This is a genomic window from Acinetobacter sp. KAM396 (assembly GCF_021602765.1).
Classification (GTDB): Bacteria; Pseudomonadota; Gammaproteobacteria; order Pseudomonadales; family Moraxellaceae; genus Acinetobacter; species Acinetobacter towneri_A.
Genome location: NZ_BPPH01000013.1, coordinates 19,613 through 38,248 on the forward strand (window position 1 = coordinate 19,613; position 18,636 = coordinate 38,248).

General features: G+C 42.8%; 12 protein-coding genes. 9 read left to right on the forward strand and 3 right to left on the reverse strand.

Going from position 1 to position 18,636, the window contains the following annotated elements; genetic code table 11:
• Nucleotides 1–27 precede the first annotated feature (27 nt).
• Together L6C30_RS08410 and L6C30_RS08415 are read right to left on the reverse strand one after the other, a co-directional pair.
• Nucleotides 28–3,747: a UvrD-helicase domain-containing protein gene (locus L6C30_RS08410; protein WP_374706590.1), complete on the reverse strand. Its 3,720-nt coding sequence runs from the start codon at nt 3,745–3,747 to the stop codon at nt 28–30.
• Nucleotides 3,748–3,791: 44 nt separating this feature from the next.
• Entirely contained in the window at nt 3,792–7,532 is a 3,741-nt protein-coding gene (locus L6C30_RS08415) for an exodeoxyribonuclease V subunit gamma (protein ID WP_236162878.1), read from the reverse strand.
• Nucleotides 7,533–7,754: 222 nt separating this feature from the next.
• Between L6C30_RS08415 and L6C30_RS08420 the strand changes: the two genes are divergently transcribed.
• Nucleotides 7,755–8,264 (forward strand): hypothetical protein, encoded by a 510-nt coding sequence (locus L6C30_RS08420; protein ID WP_374706589.1) that lies wholly within the window; start codon nt 7,755–7,757, stop codon nt 8,262–8,264.
• A 50-nt stretch (nt 8,265–8,314) separates the two neighbouring features.
• Here L6C30_RS08420 and L6C30_RS08425 read toward each other — a convergent pair whose 3' ends face one another.
• Nucleotides 8,315–9,733, reverse strand: a complete 1,419-nt coding sequence (locus L6C30_RS08425; RefSeq protein ID WP_236162877.1) for a phosphate--AMP phosphotransferase — start codon at nt 9,731–9,733, stop codon at nt 8,315–8,317.
• Between the two features lie 192 nt (nt 9,734–9,925).
• Here L6C30_RS08425 and L6C30_RS08430 point away from each other — a divergent pair, with 192 nt between their 5' ends.
• The 8 genes from L6C30_RS08430 (at nt 9,926) to L6C30_RS08465 (ending at nt 18,438) form a co-directional block, all read left to right on the forward strand.
• Nucleotides 9,926–10,627, forward strand: coding sequence for a hypothetical protein (locus tag L6C30_RS08430; protein ID WP_070154383.1), 702 nt, complete (start codon nt 9,926–9,928; stop codon nt 10,625–10,627).
• 171 nt (nt 10,628–10,798) lie between these two features.
• On the forward strand, nt 10,799–11,743 hold the full coding sequence (gene ubiE / locus L6C30_RS08435) for a bifunctional demethylmenaquinone methyltransferase/2-methoxy-6-polyprenyl-1,4-benzoquinol methylase UbiE (protein ID WP_236162876.1): 945 nt from the start codon (nt 10,799–10,801) through the stop codon (nt 11,741–11,743).
• Nucleotides 11,744–11,754: 11 nt separating this feature from the next.
• Nucleotides 11,755–12,450, forward strand: coding sequence for an SCP2 domain-containing protein (locus tag L6C30_RS08440; protein WP_070154381.1), 696 nt, complete (start codon nt 11,755–11,757; stop codon nt 12,448–12,450).
• A gap of 13 nt (nt 12,451–12,463) precedes the next feature.
• On the forward strand, nt 12,464–14,083 hold the full coding sequence (locus L6C30_RS08445) for an AarF/ABC1/UbiB kinase family protein (RefSeq protein WP_070154379.1): 1,620 nt from the start codon (nt 12,464–12,466) through the stop codon (nt 14,081–14,083).
• Between the two features lie 208 nt (nt 14,084–14,291).
• Entirely contained in the window at nt 14,292–15,371 is a 1,080-nt protein-coding gene (locus L6C30_RS08450; RefSeq protein ID WP_070154378.1) for a patatin-like phospholipase family protein, read from the forward strand.
• A gap of 126 nt (nt 15,372–15,497) precedes the next feature.
• Complete coding sequence (gene hisIE, locus L6C30_RS08455; RefSeq protein ID WP_019836068.1) at nt 15,498–16,280, forward strand: bifunctional phosphoribosyl-AMP cyclohydrolase/phosphoribosyl-ATP diphosphatase HisIE; 783 nt, start codon at nt 15,498–15,500, stop codon at nt 16,278–16,280.
• Between the two features lie 26 nt (nt 16,281–16,306).
• Nucleotides 16,307–17,809, forward strand: coding sequence for a UvrD-helicase domain-containing protein (locus L6C30_RS08460; RefSeq protein ID WP_019836069.1), 1,503 nt, complete (start codon nt 16,307–16,309; stop codon nt 17,807–17,809).
• A gap of 362 nt (nt 17,810–18,171) precedes the next feature.
• Nucleotides 18,172–18,438 carry a hypothetical protein gene (locus L6C30_RS08465; protein ID WP_019836070.1) on the forward strand — a complete coding sequence of 89 codons (267 nt, stop codon included), beginning with the start codon at nt 18,172–18,174 and terminating at the stop codon, nt 18,436–18,438.
• Nucleotides 18,439–18,636: the final 198 nt, after the last annotated feature.

Here is an 18,636-nt window from a genome sequence, read left to right on the forward strand (position 1 = left end):
TTATTAAGTCGATAAGCTAACTTAGCGTTATTTTTTAAGTTCAAAGTAACCCAATATTTGATCTAGTTGCAGAATAAATTCCGCATCTGGCCGCCAATGACAAACCCCTTGCCCTGCTTGCCCCTGCATACCACGCAAATACAAATAACTGGCTCCACCCAAATGTTGCCGAATATCATAATCTTGCAAACGACTGCCCAAATAACGGTGCAACGCCACCAAATACAAGGCCGCTTGTAACCAATAACTCGATTGGGTCATGTTGTGTTCAAGGTTGGTTTTTTCATAATCGCGCTGATCGGCACCCAAATAATTACTCTTATAGTCGGCAATGTGATAACACTGCCCATCAAAATAAACCAAGTCAATTGAGCCTGTCAGATAACGTGCAGTAGCGGCTTCATTTAAATCTTGAATAGGATGACCCACATCTTCAAACAATTGCTGAATCGCTTGAATAAATAAACGCTGATCTGCCAACGCCAAATAGAATGGAAACTCTGATAAATAATGTGCTGTAGATAAAGCCGAGAGCTGGAAAGTATCGTGCAAAGGCGTATTCAACACATCCTTCAGCCACTCGGTCATGTGCGCAAAAATATCTGCTTCCTGCACAGTCGCGCTGCCTTTGGCAGTGTCGAGTTTTGCAATCAAATCTACCAATAACACATCTGAATTAAACTCTTTGTCGTTATGAAAACGGCGTTTGACTTCTTCAAAAATGTCATCATGACTGGCTTGAAAGTCGATATATTCAAAGAGTTTATGTAAAAAACTCCCCGCTTGAGTACCACGCTGAAAATTAGCTTTGATCCATGCAATCGGTTGAGCCACCTGTACGATTTCCTGTTCCGTTTCGACAGGTTCCTGATTGATTTCGTCGGCAGCAGCAGCCTGCTCCTCGCTTGCCAATGCCAAAGTATCGCTACGCATGGCGGCAGGTAAATGTTGTGCCAAGCCACTAAAACTGGTTTTGGTTCGTGGATAAAAGCGACGCTGCGGAAAATCTGCAGCTTCAATCTTAATTTCTTGCACTTGTTCAAGTTGTAATGCTGCCGCTAATTGTGTCAGAGGTGCTTCATCACAGCTCCATGCTGCTGCAATTTCTGCTGAACTTGGCGCTTGTAAACGCCAGACATTTAAACCAGCAGATTTTGGTGCAGCCTCTTTTTTACCTTCTTTTGCAGGCGTAGGCTGTTTTAGCATCGCATAGACCCGGTAACTGGCACGGGTGAGTGCCACATACCAAAGCCGATTCAACTCTGCCAAACGGCGCTCACTGTGCTGCTGCATTGCTGTGGCATCTATGTCTTTATGTTTAATGGCAATGATACGTTGCTCAATGCCTTGCTCTTCCTGCGTTGCAAACACCAAAGCAGACTTGTCAGATTTGGGCGGCTGATCTGCCGACATCAAAAAGACCACTTTAAACTCCAAGCCTTTGGACTGGTGAATGGTCATCAATTTCACGCCTGCCGCATTAGAAAGTTTTCGTTCAATTTCCCAATCGCGTTTGGCAGGTGATTCAACTTGCTGTAAATACCAGTAATACAGCATGTAAGCCCCTTGATGGCGTTCACTTTGACGACTCAGCAATTCGGTTAAATGGCGTAAATTCACCACATGCCGTTCATTGTCAAAACTGCGTTTTGCCACCAAATTTTCCCAAATTTTAAATAAGTTCAGGCAGTAATTCCATGCGGTTAAAAAGCCTTTATTGACCCACATTTCACGAATGCAATCGAAGTCATAAATAAACTGACCCAAACCTTGTTGCTCAAGCTCAATCAACTGTTGCAGGTTATAGCCCAACAAACGTGTCAGCAAGGCACGCTTGACCTTGGCTTCATCATAAGGATGTAAAATTGCGGTTAAAATTGCCGCCACATCTTTGGCTAAAAAGCCTGTAAAAACACTGCGCTGACTACTTCTATTAACCTGAATTCCAATCCGTTCAAGCTCGTATTGGGCTTGATCAAGCTTTTGATGACTGGTCGATAAAATGGCAATATCATCAGCTTGCAAAGCAACTTTGCCTTCAGAATGATCAAAATATAAATCGCCTGCGATACCTTGATTTAATAACTCACGAATTTTTCGTGCAATTTGAATGGACTCATCCTGTTCATGTTCCACTGTTACCCAACGCAGCGGTGCGGGATTGGCCTGTTGCCGATCCATTAAGGCAGGATGAGGACGTGAACCAGCAATAACAGGATCATAAATCACTTTTTCACCAAAAGCGGGTTGGCGTTGAAATAACTCATCCACCACACTGACCAGCTCTTTCACTGAACGATGATTTTGTCTGAGCGAGTAAATGCGACCTTGTTTTTTCAGCACATCATCGCGGGCATTGTTATAGGTCAGCATATCACCACCGCGGAAACCATAAATCGCCTGCTTAGGATCGCCCACCATAATCATACAACCACGCGCATACCACTTTGGATTGCGCCAAATTTGTGCCAGCATGTCATCTTGATCTTGGTTGGTATCCTGAAATTCATCCACCAAAATCAGTGGATAACGCGTATGCACAAACTGTGCAAAACGCTGCCCACGTTCTCCCTGCAAAGCTTCAGCTAAACTGCGAATTTGTTGGGCAAAAGTGGTTTCCCCTTTTTGCTGTAAAAGTTGCGGTAAACGCTGTTTGACGTGTTGTACCAAATAGAATTTTAAATTGGTATCCACCAATTCAATTTGACGCTCAAAATTAAGTTTGGCATCCACCACTGCTTTAATTTTACGGATCACAGGATGATCAAAAAAAGCATCTTGCACCTCTTGCGTACATGGTGCTTTCGGATTGTTAAAAATTGATTTCCTGAGCTTACCGTCTTTAGTGAAATAAAGTGCAAAGACCGCATTAAACAACGCAGCAAGATGTGAATTAAAAAAATGTTCTAAAGGATTGTGCTTAATTTTTTCAATCAGTTTTGGCAAAGCATCCGTAAAAATTTGATGTATTACAGCCCCTTGTTCACCTGCCACAACCTTAGAAAAACCAAAAGTATATTCACCATCATAATATTCTTTTAATTCTTCAATTTGTGGGATGGTGATACTGGTTAAATTCTGCAACGCCTCTGCTAAATCTTGTACCTCCAATTGTGCCTGATCTATGCCCTGAATCTCTGCCGATGCAAAATTCAAACTGGTATTGACCAGCCCCTCATAGTCTGCTGCCGATTTCAACCGCCCACATAACAACATATAGTCCACAACATGCTGAGGCTGTGCCTGAATCCATTCACGCAGCACATCATGCAGCAATTGTTCGGTATAAACCGATGCTTGGTCGGTAATATTGGCACGCTCAATTTTGCCACTTTCAAAGGAAAATTCACGCAATAATTTTTGGCTAAAGCTATCCAATGTTCCGACAAATAATTCATCGAGTTGTGCAATCACCAACCTCAAACGTGAACTGGCATAGTCCAGTTTTAAACGATATTCCTGCAAAATATGTTTGAGTAAAGGATCTTGTAGTTGTGCAATTTTCTCTGCAAGGGCGCGTTGATCTAAAGACTGGTTTAAACACTGGTCGATATATTGTTGGGTTTCAAGCAAGCGTGCACGAATACGACTTTTTAGCTCGGCTGCGGCGGCACGGGTAAATGTGGTCGCAATCACTTGATTAGGCAAATAATCTTTCAGGAAAATCCGCACCATTAAACTCGATAAAGTATAGGTTTTGCCTGTACCTGCCGATGCTTCAATCCAATGCAAACCTTTAAATTGCATCTGTTGAATTGGGTCATAACAAATTGGGAATGGGCTCGATGAGTTCACGCAGATTCCCCTTGTTTTTGAAGATTTTTCGCAGACTCATAATTTTCAATGATGGGCTGATACAGTCGATGGCTATATTGCTTAAACGCCTCAATCAACAACGGTTCAGTTTCACTGTCTTGAAAAATAAATGCCCAGTCTGGGTGGTTTTTCTCACTTTCATCAATAAAACCTCCCCAAGCACCGTCATGCCAATGTTTTACGAAGCTTTCCATATTCAAAACCTGATCGGACTGAGCTTCATCCCATTGGATTTCAAATTCTTTTTTATCTTTCATTTTTAAAACTAAAGCCGCAGGCAATAACACAGGATATTGCTGTGCGTGTTTCCAGAACTCAAACCACTGGGCTAAATACTCGTGTGCTTGCTGTGCATTGATATTGGCAAAATGAATCACCGCATCTTTACACACCACAATCCGCTCTAAATCTTGTTGTTCTGTATTCTGATAGACCACCCAGAACAGATATTCCAACCACACTTCGGCATATTTTCTTGGTCTGGCACTCGCTGCCACCACGCTACACCAAAGCTTTGTCGGCTGTTCAGGCACTTGAATACGGATATGCAAATGTGGATTCATTTTCCATAGCTGTTGCGTTGTTGCGGTTGCTTCATCTGCAAATTGCTGCAGTGTGTCACGTAAATATTGCTGTTCTTGCAGTCCCGTTTGAAACGTGGCATTTAAGGTTTTGCCCACAGGCAAGGTATCTTGCAACAAGCTTTCTGCATCTTGCTCGCCATGTTGCAGTAAAAAATCACGCACACTATATTTTTCCAAGCCATTTAAAATCAGCGGCTCGTGGTTCATTGCAGCAGTGTCGGATTGTAAATTTTCGACCCCAATCGCTTTTAAATAGGCACGCGCAGGGAAACACACATCTCGAATCCATTGCATACTGTCTAAGACCACCACATCTTGCGGCAATAATGGATATTCTCCAAACCATGCTTCACGTGGTGTGGTTTCTTGCTGCATTTGTTTAGCCACCCGATACCATTGATCTTTAAAGCGAACTTCACGGCTTTCAGCAAAACGCAGCTGATCGAAAGGTTGCAAACTATGTAAATAATAAAGAGATTTCAATTGCGCAGGAATTTCGACACCATTCAAGTTTAAGCGTGAATCGCTAGCGCCATCAGGATGTTTCACAATCAATGCCAAATGCTGCACAAATTCCTGCACCACCACGGATGGATCACGTACCTCACCATCGCTGACATCAAAACCGTTATAAAATAGCCAAACACTGTCTTGCGCCAACAATAAACTGTCTAAAAATGCCCCCTGATCATCCTCAATCCGTGAACGATCTCCCAGTTGTGGTTTTAATAATTGCATCAAATCAAAAGCCAATTGCTGATCACGACTTGGGAACACGCCATTATCCAAATTCAACATCACAATCAGCTTATATGGCAGTGGACGAATTGCACCAATTTGGCTAAAGGTAATGGCGCCCGATGGGCTGGCTTGTTCGAGTTGGGTTTCGAGCTGGGCTGAAATTTCTTGCAGAATATAATCGAGCGGTAAGCTTAATTGACGCAAATCTTGACCCGATTGTGCATCAAAATAACTGGCTAAGGTCAACATACGATCATGTTTTTGCACCAAACTAAACACCGATGCCAACACATCTACCCCAGCATCCTGAAATTCACTCAAATCTTGCATCAGTTGCTTGAGCCAATATTCCACCGTTTTGGCTTGCCCCAATTCATGCTGAATCAGCCAATCACGGCGCTGTGCAAAATCCTGATAAATTTGAATCAGTTTAAAGATCAACTCAAAATCGCTGCTTTGCACATCAGCATAACTTAAAGTGTGTTGAACCACGCAATGCTCAGGCACCGCAACACCTAAAGCTAAACGATCTAAAGCAAACTTTAAGCTAAACCGATAATCTTGATCATCTGCACTCAGACTACGTTTTAAATGCTCGGCATCCAAACCACGTTTAAAACCCGCATTGGCCAACAACTCATTCATGCGCTCAATATTGTTTAAATTCAATGCATAACGCTGTTGTGTCGCAGCCAAACTCAACCAGTCGCCAAACTCTTCAAAGCTAAAACGTCCTTGTACCAACGTGATACGCCCAACCACTGCTCGCCATGCATTATGAATATCTAAAGAGCTGATGCCTGCAATTTGAATAGGCAAATACACACTGTCTTGAGTCAGTTGATGCCCTAAAGTGGCTTGATTCTGCTGTGATTTTTGTTGTCCTTTCTGATAAAGATCACGTTCACTTGGCGGTGCAGCAAATACACTGCGAATTAAAGACTCTTGTTCTTTGAGTTTCGGACTCAATACCAAAATATCACTGGCTTGGCGGCTGTCATCTTGCCCTAACCACGCAATTAAACGATCTTTGAGTACCTCAAGCTGACGTAAACTTGAATGGCACACATGAATCTGCAGTGACTCATCGGCAGGGTCTAAGTCATACGCCTGAGCGGCTGGCTCAACCAAATTCAACACATCAGATTGAATTTTACCCAGTAAATGTTGCGGCTCTTCTTCAGGGAAAAGATCGTACCACTCGCCTTCGTCACCACTCGATAACGCCGCCAACAAAGAAAAGTGATCCCGCGCCTGTTTACCAAAACGTGTTAGCAAGGGATGATGTGACTCACGCATATCAGCATTAAATTCACCATTATATTTTTTGATATACGCGGTAATATCATCATCACTTACCGCTTTATTTTGACTTTCCATCTCACGAATAAAACGACTTTTGATTCGCGCATCCATGTTTAATTTCCATTTAGGATCGACCATGTCTGCCCAATATTCTTGCGATGGGTTGTAATGCAGAATAAAAATATCCATATACTGTGCCAAACGGCGAATAAACCACAATTGACTTGGCGGCAAGTCTAATAAGGTAAAAATCACCAACTGTTTAGGTAATTTGTTCATACACGGATTTGGATTTTCAGGATCGCCCAAGGCTTGCCAAAATTGCTGGTCAATCTCCTGCATTTTTTCGAAATCGGCATGAAAAATATGCGACCATAACCAACTTTGCCATTGCTCTAATTCTTCGGCTTGCGCTTGAGTAAATGCGTAAATTTCTAATGCCGCTTGTTTTTCTTCTTCGCTCGCAAAGTTTTGAGGGGTATAAATTTGTTGCTTTAAATTCAGACGTTTCTGCTGCCCCCAAACCGCCAACCAATTGCTTTGGCACTGGCAGACACCCTCGCAGCCTTTTTGACAAAAACCACGATAAACCATGTAATTGCTAAATAAACGTGAAACTTTATCTGCCACCCAATACAGCATATTTTGCTTTTTAAGCTGCTTTTCTAAACCTTGTGGCAACTGCTCTGCACTGTCATAAATTCGTTGGATCAAAGAATGTAAAGCATGCTCGGCAGGCAATGGATTTTGTTCATGTTGTATCCACGGTTGCAAGTTATAAAACACACGCCATTGCATCACAATACGTGGAATATTTGCCTGACGAACCCGATCTTTATCATCTAAAACTGCCTGATAAGCCGCCCATTGAAAGGCACGAATACGATGATGAAATTCAGTATTGGCACTAATGCCTTTTTGTTCAGCAATTTTTTCCGTTAGCCATTTCTCTACAGCTAGCGAAGGTACAATAAAATGCTGAGTTTGTAGGACCTGAAGCGGATTTGATGTCGGTTGACGTATGGTTTTCAACATTTCATTGACTAAAACTTCTATACGTTGACTTTGTATGACATGAATCGCCATCAGCTGCCCTTAAATTTATTTAAAAAGAAAGTACGAGAAGGCAGTTGATCTGTCACTCGCCTAAGTACAACAAAAGAATAAAGATTATTAGCTGTACACTTACAATGGTATATGCCACTTTACAAGCATACTTTTATTGCCTACTTTTTTCAAAATTGCTTTGAACAAAGTAGTTTATTTAGCATACAGCATACAATTACTCGCCAATTTAAGGTTGTACCTATGATAAAAAGAGAGACAATTCCAGACAGCATTGATCCAAACCTAGACTTGGAAAAGATTCGTGCAGAATGCTTAGAACTGGTTAAAAAACGTGCCTATTTTTCAGCAGGTGCAGCAGTCATTCCTGTACCATTTTTGGACGTCGTGATTGATGTGGGCATTTTGTCGCAACTGGTTCCAGAAATTAATGCACGTTTTGGCTTATCTCCTGAGCAAATCAGTGTGTACGATCCTGAAACCCGAAAAGTCCACTGGAGCGAATTGCGTAAACGCGGTGTAGAATTTTCAGGTTTAGTCGTAGCGCGCACTGCAGTAAAAAAATCCCTGAATAATGTCGCAGCCAAATACATCGCCAAACAAGTCACCAAGTTTATTCCATTGGGTGGTCAAATGGTGGCTGCAGGGTTAGGTTATTTTATTATGAAAAAAATTGCCGAAACGCATGTTGAAGAAAGCTACAAACTGGCAAAAAGCATTCAGCTTAAACAAGCCAAAGTTGTGAATGCTTAATTCTTAAATCAAGCTCACTCAACACACAGACTTTACAGCCTCAAGGCAGATTATTCTGCCTTGAGTTGTTTCAAGATAGTTCTTAAAATTTCCAAACGTGCTGCATTTTTGTCATTACTTGGAATGATATGCCACGGTGCATATTCAGTACTGGTACGTTGCAGCATATCTGCCGCAGCCACCAAATAATCATCCCAGCGGCTACGGTTACGCCAATCTTCATCTGTAATTTTAAAACGCTTATGTGGGGTTTCCTGACGTGCTTTAAAACGCAGCTCTTGCTCATCTTTACTAATGGCTAACCAAAATTTAATCACGACAGTTTGATGGTCATTTAAATCTTGTTCAAAGCGGTTGATTTCGTCATAGGCACGCTGCCATTCCAGTGGACTAATCAAACTTTCTACACGTTCCACCAATACCCGCCCATACCAAGAACGGTCAAAAATATTGATTTTTTCTTCAGGCAGAATTTTCGTCCAAAAACGCCACAAATAAGGACGGCTGATTTCAAAGGCTTCAGGGGCGCTAATGGTATAAATTTCGTATTCACGCGGATCCAGTTTTTTTACAATCCGCTTAATCGCGCCGCCTTTGCCTGCAGCGTCCATCCCTTCAAAAACAAGGCTGACATTACGGTTATCAAAACGCAGTGCATCTGCCACTTTTTTAGTGAGTTTCTTTAACTCTGCTTTATAATCATCATCATTGACCGATTCAGATACAGGGTTAAGTAAAACTTCAGGAATTTCTGCAGCTTGCCAAGTAATCCCCGAACTGGTTGGATGCACAGGACAATGCTGTAATGCACGTAAAATATGCTGTGCAAATTGCTGATCGCGGATGGTTTCATCTTCGCAATCAATCATAATCCAATCATCGGTAAAGCGTTGGCGCAGCTTCTGTATATTGTCATATTGTTTTTTATTGCGCCAATCCAAACCGTGCAATTTATGCCAATGCACTTCGCTCGGCTCCATATCATCCAGTCGTTTTTGTAATGATTTCCACGATAAATCGAACCAGATTTTGATGACATCCACATGATTATTTTTTAAGTCTTCTTCATAGGCACGCATTTTTTCAACATAATTATCAAACATCGTGTCATCAATTTGTTTGGACACATGCATGGCTGTGCTTAATAAGTCACTATACCAGTTGCCAAACATCAACATGATTTGACCTTCGGCAGGAATAAAACGTGCATAAGGCTGCCAAAATGCCTGTTTGGGATTAAACGGATTGGGAGCATCGGCTTTTACCCTTAAATAACGCGGATCGACCCATTCTCTTAATTGTTTAACCGCCTCACCCTTACCTGCCAACTCAATACCACTTACTAAAATCAGCAAGCTTTTGGCATTTTTTTCACCTTTGGTATTTTTTAAAGCATATTGAGCTTCAATGAGCTTGACTGAAAGTTGTTCTTCTTCCATGAGTTTAAATTCAGTATTTGCTTTTGACATATTCTGCTCTGTTCTTGTGTTATTGCATCAGTATACAAATTTCGACCCATTTTTTTTTAAACTTTTGGCATTTTTTTGTAGATTCATCTCACACACTGACCTCTGCCATTAGGAATTCTGTGCAATTTGTCATAGCGAGAAGCCCAAACTCACATTAAGATTTGCCCATTCAACTCAATCATGAGACACCCTATGTCTAAACTTGCTGCTTTAGATAAGCTATTAGAACTGTATTATCAATTTAAATATCATAAAAATCCTGTTTTATTTCAACGCTTACAAGATGTGCAAGCATGGCAAAAGCAGCGTATGCAACGCACCCATGCCACACAGTTTGCCGAAAAGCACAATGTCTTAATGGCTGAATATTTTTTAAATCGCTTATATGGTGGCCCTGATTTTGACGCTTTGGCAGGTCAAATTGCCCGCCTATTGAAATATGCACATAAAGCTGAAAAAATCATTCCTGAAAATGCAATCAAAACAGGGACATCAGGAGTGAGTCTGGCGATTTTAGCGGTGCAGTTAGATGAACAAGTCGCGATACAATTGCTGCAGGACTATCCTGAAAATATGCCTTTAAATGATGAGATGATGCGTCTGACTTATTTAAAGCTTGATCAGGGCGAAGCGCGCTTACAGCAACTTAATATGTTAGATGAATTGGGTAAAAACCTAGATAAATATATGCGCTCTTTTGTGGTCTATACCGCTTTCAAAATGTGTAAAGGCGCAGCGCAAAAATACAGTTTTCAAATTATGTATGAGTTTATGCAAGATGGTTTTTTAGCCATGAAACCATTAAAGTCTGCAGAGAAATTTGTGAAACAATTTACTACTACAGAACGTGAAATTATTGCCAAAGTGCATGCGGGTGATTTGCATCCATTTTAATAATCCAAATGTGTGAAATAACCAACACTTATGCCGCACACTTACGCAATCTTTGGTTTTTTCTGTATATTATTCATAACAATTGCATGATGATTACTGTACAAGTGCTTAGAATCTGTCATCATGCATATACTGCAGCCTTAAGCCTTTTTATCCTGAGGAGTGACTCCAATGTCGAATGAAAATCAAACGCCTACCGCTACTCCCGAGTCGGCACAACCAACAGACAAAGTGAGTCCATTCTTAACCGAAGCTCTACCACAAGGCGCTCCACAAGGTCAGCAACAATCTTTAGAACAAAAATTAACGGACACGCCTGTCACGGGTTCAGTACCAAAATATAATTTGCCGCGCGGTGCCAATACAGGCAATGTCGGTGCAACCACACACTTCGGCTATCAAACCGTTAGCAGTGAAGATAAAGCCCACAAAGTCGCTGAAGTCTTCCATTCGGTTGCAAGCAAATACGACATTATGAACGACTTAATGTCATTTGGTATTCACCGTTTATGGAAGCGTTTTGCAATTAATATGTCTGGTGTACGTCGTGGTCAGCGCGTGCTGGATATTGCGGGTGGCACAGGTGACTTAGCTAAAGTTTTTAGCCGTGAAGTTGGCCCTACAGGTCATGTGGTACTGTCAGATATTAACGAATCTATGCTGAATGTTGGGCGTGACCGTCTCATTGATGCAGGCTGTACCAATGTCGATTTCGTACTGGCCAATGCCGAAACTTTAGAACCCTTTGAAGACAACAGCTTTGACTTGCTGACCATTTCATTTGGCTTGCGCAACGTGACCGATAAAGATGCAGCCTTAGCCGCAATGTATCGTGTACTTAAGCCAGGTGGTCGTTTATTGATTTTAGAATTTTCAAAACCTGTCTTTGAGCCATTCTCTAAGCTATACGACCTATATTCATTCACGGCATTACCACTCATGGGTAAAATTGTCGCAAATGACTCAGAAAGCTATAAATACTTGGCTGAATCTATTCGTATGCATCCTGACCAGCGTACCCTCAAAGGCATGATGGAACACGCAGGCTTCCGAAACTGTGATTACCACAATCTTACGGGTGGTATTGTGGCGGTTCACCGCGGCTTTAAACTTTAAGGTTTTATGTTATGTGGTCGATTCTGGCACTCGGTGCAGTTGAACGATTAATTCATCATATGATTGATCTGGATGCCATTACTCGCATTCAGCTCAATGAGTTGAAAGGCAAAATGTTACGTGTAGTGCTCGACTCGCCACAGCTCTCTGTCGATGTGTTTTTTGACGATGGCAAGGTTCGCCTGGAGCCGACGCCAACAGGACACACTGAAAGCGCATCCATCTTTGAACAACGCCCATTCGAGCAGCAGTCAAGCATGACTGAAGCAACGGCGACCTTGCATGTGAAGAATGTGGTGCAATTGCTCAAACTGTTGCTATCAGATGAAGTGGGCAATATTCCACTGCAAGGTGATTATCATCTTTTGCAAGATATACAGCGTATTATGCAGCAAGCTGAACCAGACTTGGCCGCACACTTAAGCCCGTGGATTGGCCCTGCTTTGGCGCATGAAATTGGCAAAATCCAGCTTGCGCCAAAATATTTAAAACGCAGTCTGGACAGTCATTTGTTCTTTGCTAAAGATGTCCTTAAAGAAGACAGTGGTCTATTTGCCCCACGCTGGCAAATGCATGATTTGCAGCAAGATACCCGAATTTTCAATCAAAATTTAGATCGTGCCGAAGCCAAAATTCGACAGCTACAAGCGCAGCTTGATGCACAGCCAGATACCGCTTCTGACACCTTAAACTCAACTCAATCCTAGGGAATAAGTCTTTATGATTCCGCATGTTTCACGTTTACTCGAACTTTGGCGCATTGCCGCGCACTATAGACTCGATACGTTGTTTCCTGCGGAAGAACTACCAGAAAAAGCACGTCATGCGCTCAGTTTTATTCGCATGCACCCTGCCGCTTGGTCAAGTAAAGAACGTAAAAACCCGCTGAAGCTCAAAGAGGCTTTAGAGGAAATGGGACCATTGGCGATTAAGCTCGGGCAATTACTGTCTACGCGTCGCGACCTGATTCCACCTGAGGTTTTACAGCAATTGGTGTTGCTACAAGACCGTGTCAAACCATTCGGGTCTGACGTGGCACAAATGCGAATTCAGCAATCGCTCAAGGCAGACATCAATACCCTGTTTGCGCGTTTTGATGAGCAACCCTTAGCTGCAGCCTCTATTGCGCAAGTCCATACCGCTGCCTTGCATGATGGCCGTGAAGTCGTAGTTAAAGTCACCCGACCCGATATTCGCCAGCAAATTCTGCAAGATTTCGAAATTCTGGAATGGCTTGGTGCAGCACTTGAAAAACGTCTAGAAGCGGCACGCGCTCTACATTTATCTGAAATTATTCAGGACTATCGTCAAATTATTCTTAACGAACTCGATTTGACCTTAGAAGCCGACAACACCCGCCGCATGCGTCACTACTTTACAGGCTCAAGCATGATGTACGTGCCTGAAGTCTATTTGGACAGTAAAGATGTGATGGTGGCAGAACGCATTACAGGTGTGCCGATTTCCGACACGGCAACCTTTGATCGTTTGGGAATGGATCGAGCCGATTTGGCAGAAAAAGGTCTCACCATTTTCTTTACCCAAGTGTTCCGTGACAACTTTTTTCATGCCGATATGCACCCTGGCAACGTCTTTGTGGAAACCATCAATCCGAATAATCCGCGTTTTATTGCGCTAGATTGTGCGATTATGGGCGAGCTATCTAAGCATGACCAAATGACCGTAGCGCGTATGTTGCTAGCAGTGATGAACAGCAACTTTATGCAGCTGATTCAAGTCGTACATCAAGCTGGCTGGATTCCACCAGGCACAGATCAAGATGCCCTCGCCCGCGAAATGCGTCGTACTGTCGGGCCAATGGTGTCAAAACCAATGCACGAATTGGACTTTGCTGGCATTCTGATTCAGGTCATGGATATTGCACGTCGTTTCCATTTGGAAATTCCACCACAATTGATGCTGCTCCTGAAAACGTTGGTGCATGTTGAAGGCTTGGGCACAGACTTATATCCTGAACTGGATATCTGGAAACTGGCAAAACCAATTTTAACGGATTGGATTAAAGCCAATATGAATCCAGTCAAAAATGTCAAAGAAATTGGACAGCAAATTCCAGACCTATTATTGGGTGCGCAAGACTTACCAAGTTTAATGATTGACAGTTTAAATGGTTTAAAAAACCAATCGGCTTGGCATTCCAAACAATTGCATGAATTACAAAGCATGCGTCTGCAAATGGAACATCAGCAAAAACGCAGCTGGATTTTTGGCAGCATTATGGCGATTTTCCTATCCATTGCGATTATTGCACCGTGGTATGTCTCTATTGTTTTAATCGCGTTGGCAAGTTTTTTGGCGATTTGGCGTATGGCTAAATAAAACCATACGTGTTGATAACGTATTAATAAAAGAATATAAAATACTAAAATCCTGTTTAAAGCAGGATTTTTTTAATTGTGCTGATTCGCCCTGACTCACCCCAAAAACCATGGCATGACTCATCAGTCACCAAGTGATGACTCTCGCCATTGTTGTAATAATCATCACACCTACAATTAATGCACATTTGTAGCGTTATAGATCAAGCATGACTCAGATTTTGCATAAACGTGCCCCTGCCCTCAGTATCCGTGCAGGACATTTGGCCCGCCAACTGATTGAACAAGAAGGTTTACACGCCCAACAGGTTGATATTATTCCTGGTGCAGCAGGTGGCCCCAAAGGCATTGGCATACAAGGGCTAGATCAAGCAATTTTTGGTGAGTTTTTTGCCCAAGCCCCTAAACGCCGTACTGTTGTTGGTTCTTCCATTGGCAGTTGGCGCTTTGCCAGTATTTTGGCTTGGGGCGCAAAACAAGGTACTGAGCGCCTGTCCGATTTATACACCAACCTATATTTTCATAAAAAAATGTCACGCCAAGAGGTGGCTGATATTTGTCAGAACATGCTGTTTGAACTGATTCAAGGACAGCAACAGCAACTGATTAACCACCCTGACTATCACCTAACGGTCATTTCAGTCAAAGCTCAGCATATTTTCCAAAGTGACCAAGCCTTACCTTTGCTCGCTTCTGTGGCAGGAATTATTGGCAGCAATGCCATTGCACGCAAACATAACCGCTTGTTTATGCAGCGTGTCATCAGCCAACCTGCGCAAGGGCAACAGTTTATGGTTGAGGATGATTTTGTCACCCATTATCAAGCCCTAAATGAACAAAATGTCGCACCGTGGCTACTCGCCTCAGCGTCTATTCCAGGGGTAATGTCTGCTATTCGTGACATCCCTGATGCACCAGTGGGTAGTTATCGGGATGGTGGCTTGATTGACTACCACTTAGATTTGCCATACCAGAGTCAGGGCATCGTGCTGTATCCACACTTTACTGACAGCATCACCCCGGGCTGGTTCGATAAAATGTTGAAAAACCGCAAGGCCAATCCTGAAAATCAGGCTCGTACACTTTTACTATCACCTTCGGCAGAATATTTGAGCAGCCTGCCTTTAGGCCGTTTGCCAGATCGTAAAGACTTCACTTTAAAAGGTCTAGATCAAGCGCAGCGAATTCGCTTATGGAAACAGTCCGTAGCGGAAAGCCAACGTTTGGGTGATGAATTCTTGGAAATGGTGGAAAAACAAAACTTCCCGCAGTTTATGCAAACGCTTTGACAGCATAAATCTAGCAAGATAATTTAGGTAAATTGTCCTGAATCACGTACACTATAGGGACGATGCAAAATCGTGCGCTTAAAAAATGGCGTCTATACAATTTAAATTAATTTTGGTGAACAACTCATGAATAACTTGCAATGGCTCGATGAAGTAAAATTTAACGAACAAGGATTAGTGCCTGCCATTGCACAACATCATCAAACAGGACGTGTGTTGATGGTGGCATGGATGAACCGTGAAGCCTTGGCACTGACTGCTGAAAAAAATCAGGCTGTATATTTTTCACGCTCACGCAATAAACTATGGCACAAAGGCGAAGAATCTGAACACTTTCAAACTGTGCATGAAATTCGCTTAGACTGCGATGCCGATGTCATCATTCTACAAATTGAACAGCATGGCGGCATTGCCTGCCACACAGGTCGTGAATCTTGTTTCTATCGCAAACTCACAGCCAACGGCTGGGAAATTGTAGATGCACAACTGAAAGACCCAAATCAAATTTACGGTAAACAAGCTGCCAATGCCCACACGCAGGCCATGAGTCAGTCTAAGGCACAAGCTGAACAGGTTGAAGTTTTGGCCTATTTAGGGCAAATGATGAGCGAGCGTAAAACCGCCAATCCTGACTCTTCTTATGTAGCAAAGCTGTACCACAAAGGCTTGAACAAAATTTTGGAAAAAGTCGGTGAAGAAACCGTAGAAGCCATTATCGCAGCCAAAGACTTCAACACCGAAGCCAATGCCAACAATAAAAATGACCTAATTTATGAAGTGGCCGATTTATGGTTCCACAGCATTGTGATGTTGGGTTATTTCGACATTGAGCCGCAAGTGGTACTGAATGAATTGGCACGTCGTCAAGGCTTATCTGGCTTAGTTGAAAAAGCCAACCGCAGCCACTAACGCTTAATTAAAACCAACGCTGATCTGTGTCTGTCATTATCAAGCCCAGCCCGACCTATGAGCAAACCACTGCCATAGACAACGCACGTCTGGGTAAATCCTTTAAAGTGATTGCCTATGCAGGCACAGGTAAAACCACGACCTTACAAATGATCAGTGATGCCATGCCTGAGCGGCGTGGCATGTATTTGGCTTTTAACAAAGCCATTGCCTCTGAAGCACAGAGTAAATTTCACCGTCAGGTCGATTGTCGCACTTTCCACTCGCTTGCTTACCGCAGCGTTCCACGTGGAGTCACCGACAAATTACGTCTGCCACGCTTAAGCCCTAGCTTTATTGCCAAAGAGTACCGTTTAGAGCCAATTACCCTTAGACGGATGATGGGCGGACGTTATGAAAAATATGTGCTGATGCCAAGTCGATTAGCAAGCTTGGTCGCAAATGCAGTCAGTTATTTCTGCTCGACCAGTTCACAATACCCTGCCCCACGGCATTTACAAGCACCTAGTTGGTTGCACCCAGACGACATCGACACTTTACAAAAACATCTTTACCCTGCGGTAGAGCGGCGTTGGCTGGAGTCGATTGACCCCAATCATCAGGCTGGTATTGGGCACGATATTTACCTCAAACTTTGGGCTTTGTCTGAACCGAACATTCCTGCCGATTATGTCCTGTTTGATGAAGCGCAAGATGCTGACCCGCTCATGTTGGGTATTTTACTCAAGCAACGCAATACGCAGGTAATTTATGTGGGCGATGCACACCAGCAAATTTACGCATGGCGTGGTGCAGTCAATGCCATGCAACAACTGCCCTTGCCTGAATCACGCCTGACCACATCTTTCCGTTTTGGTGAAGAAATTGCGCTGACGGCCAATGCCATTTTAGGCGGACTGAATGAAACCGTGCCACTCTTGGGCAATCCAGAATTACATTCCAAAGTGGTCAACAAACCGCATACCAAAATGCGTGATGCGATTTTATGCCGTACCAACGCCCGTGCCATGGAACTGCTACTGGCAGGTTTGGTGCATGGCGATAAAGTCAGTCTGCAAGCCGACCATGTGCGCTTAAACCGTTTTGTGGATGCTGCCGCAATGCTCAAACAAGGCAAACGTGTGACCGATGTTCCTGAATTGGCATGGTTTAACTCTTGGCATGATGTACATGAATATTGTGAAACCCACGATGGCAGCGATATTAAGCCTTTAGTCAAACTGGTGGATGATCATGGTACTGATCCACTCAAACGAGCGTTGGCAAAAATCACCCCAATTGACCAAGCCGACTATATTATTTCGACAGCGCATAAAGCCAAAGGTTTAGAATGGAATCGGGTACAGATTGAAGACGATTATCAATTTAAACTGAACGACAAGGACCATAAAATTAGTGATGAAGAATTAAGACTGCTGTACGTGGCATGCACACGTGCTAAAGTCAGCTTAAATATTCATCATATTTACGATTTGGTACAACAACTGAAAATAAGAATGCCGACATCGTTACGCAAAGCGGTGGGGTAATAGCAGCAGGTGCGCTATGAAAATTGCATCGGTTCATTTCAGACACATCACCTATTTTACAGCCCCAAAACTTTAACTCAATGCTCACGACTTGCCCATTACGCTTATTTTAGCCGATCAAAGCGCTGACAAAACTCGTTGTTAAAGTCTAGTTATCAAGCCACACGCAAATTGAAAGTACCCATCATGTTATATCCGTGTCGCGAGGGAAATGGCATTTTGGTGATTGACTAAATGGATCATCAACTCGATCAGTAGCAAGCAGCACAAATACTGACCCGTCTATATCAAGCTTTTCCTCCGCTTAAAAATTGCGACCACAGGCAACCACAGCGAACTTTTGGAGAATCGGAACGCTTTCTATGTTAAAACTGGGACATCAACCGTTACATCCCATCGCATGGCAAAGTTTACAACCGCAATTTGCAGAAATTTGTGCCGATGTGTTGGAAACCACTCACAGGGCAGAAGAAGTCAGCCTACAAGAACAAAATCAAACGCAATTAGGCACGGCTGAAATTTGGCAACAGATTCAACACCATTTAACTGCCGAACAAAAACAGGAATTGCTACAACGCTTTCAACAATTGGATAGTGTGCCAGCGCCTGATCAATTGCCTGAATCTTAATTGCCGAAGTCTTTCAACGCATACTTGGACAAAAAGCAAGGAAATACTTTATCCCGCCTATATCGGACGGTATATAATGACTTTGCTGAATGAAAAAAAATTGATGTTGTTTTATTCATGTAATAAAATCAGATTAATTTTGAACTTTTATAGTAAAATCCGATTTTGCTGTAGTGTCTAAAGTTGCGCAATACAACT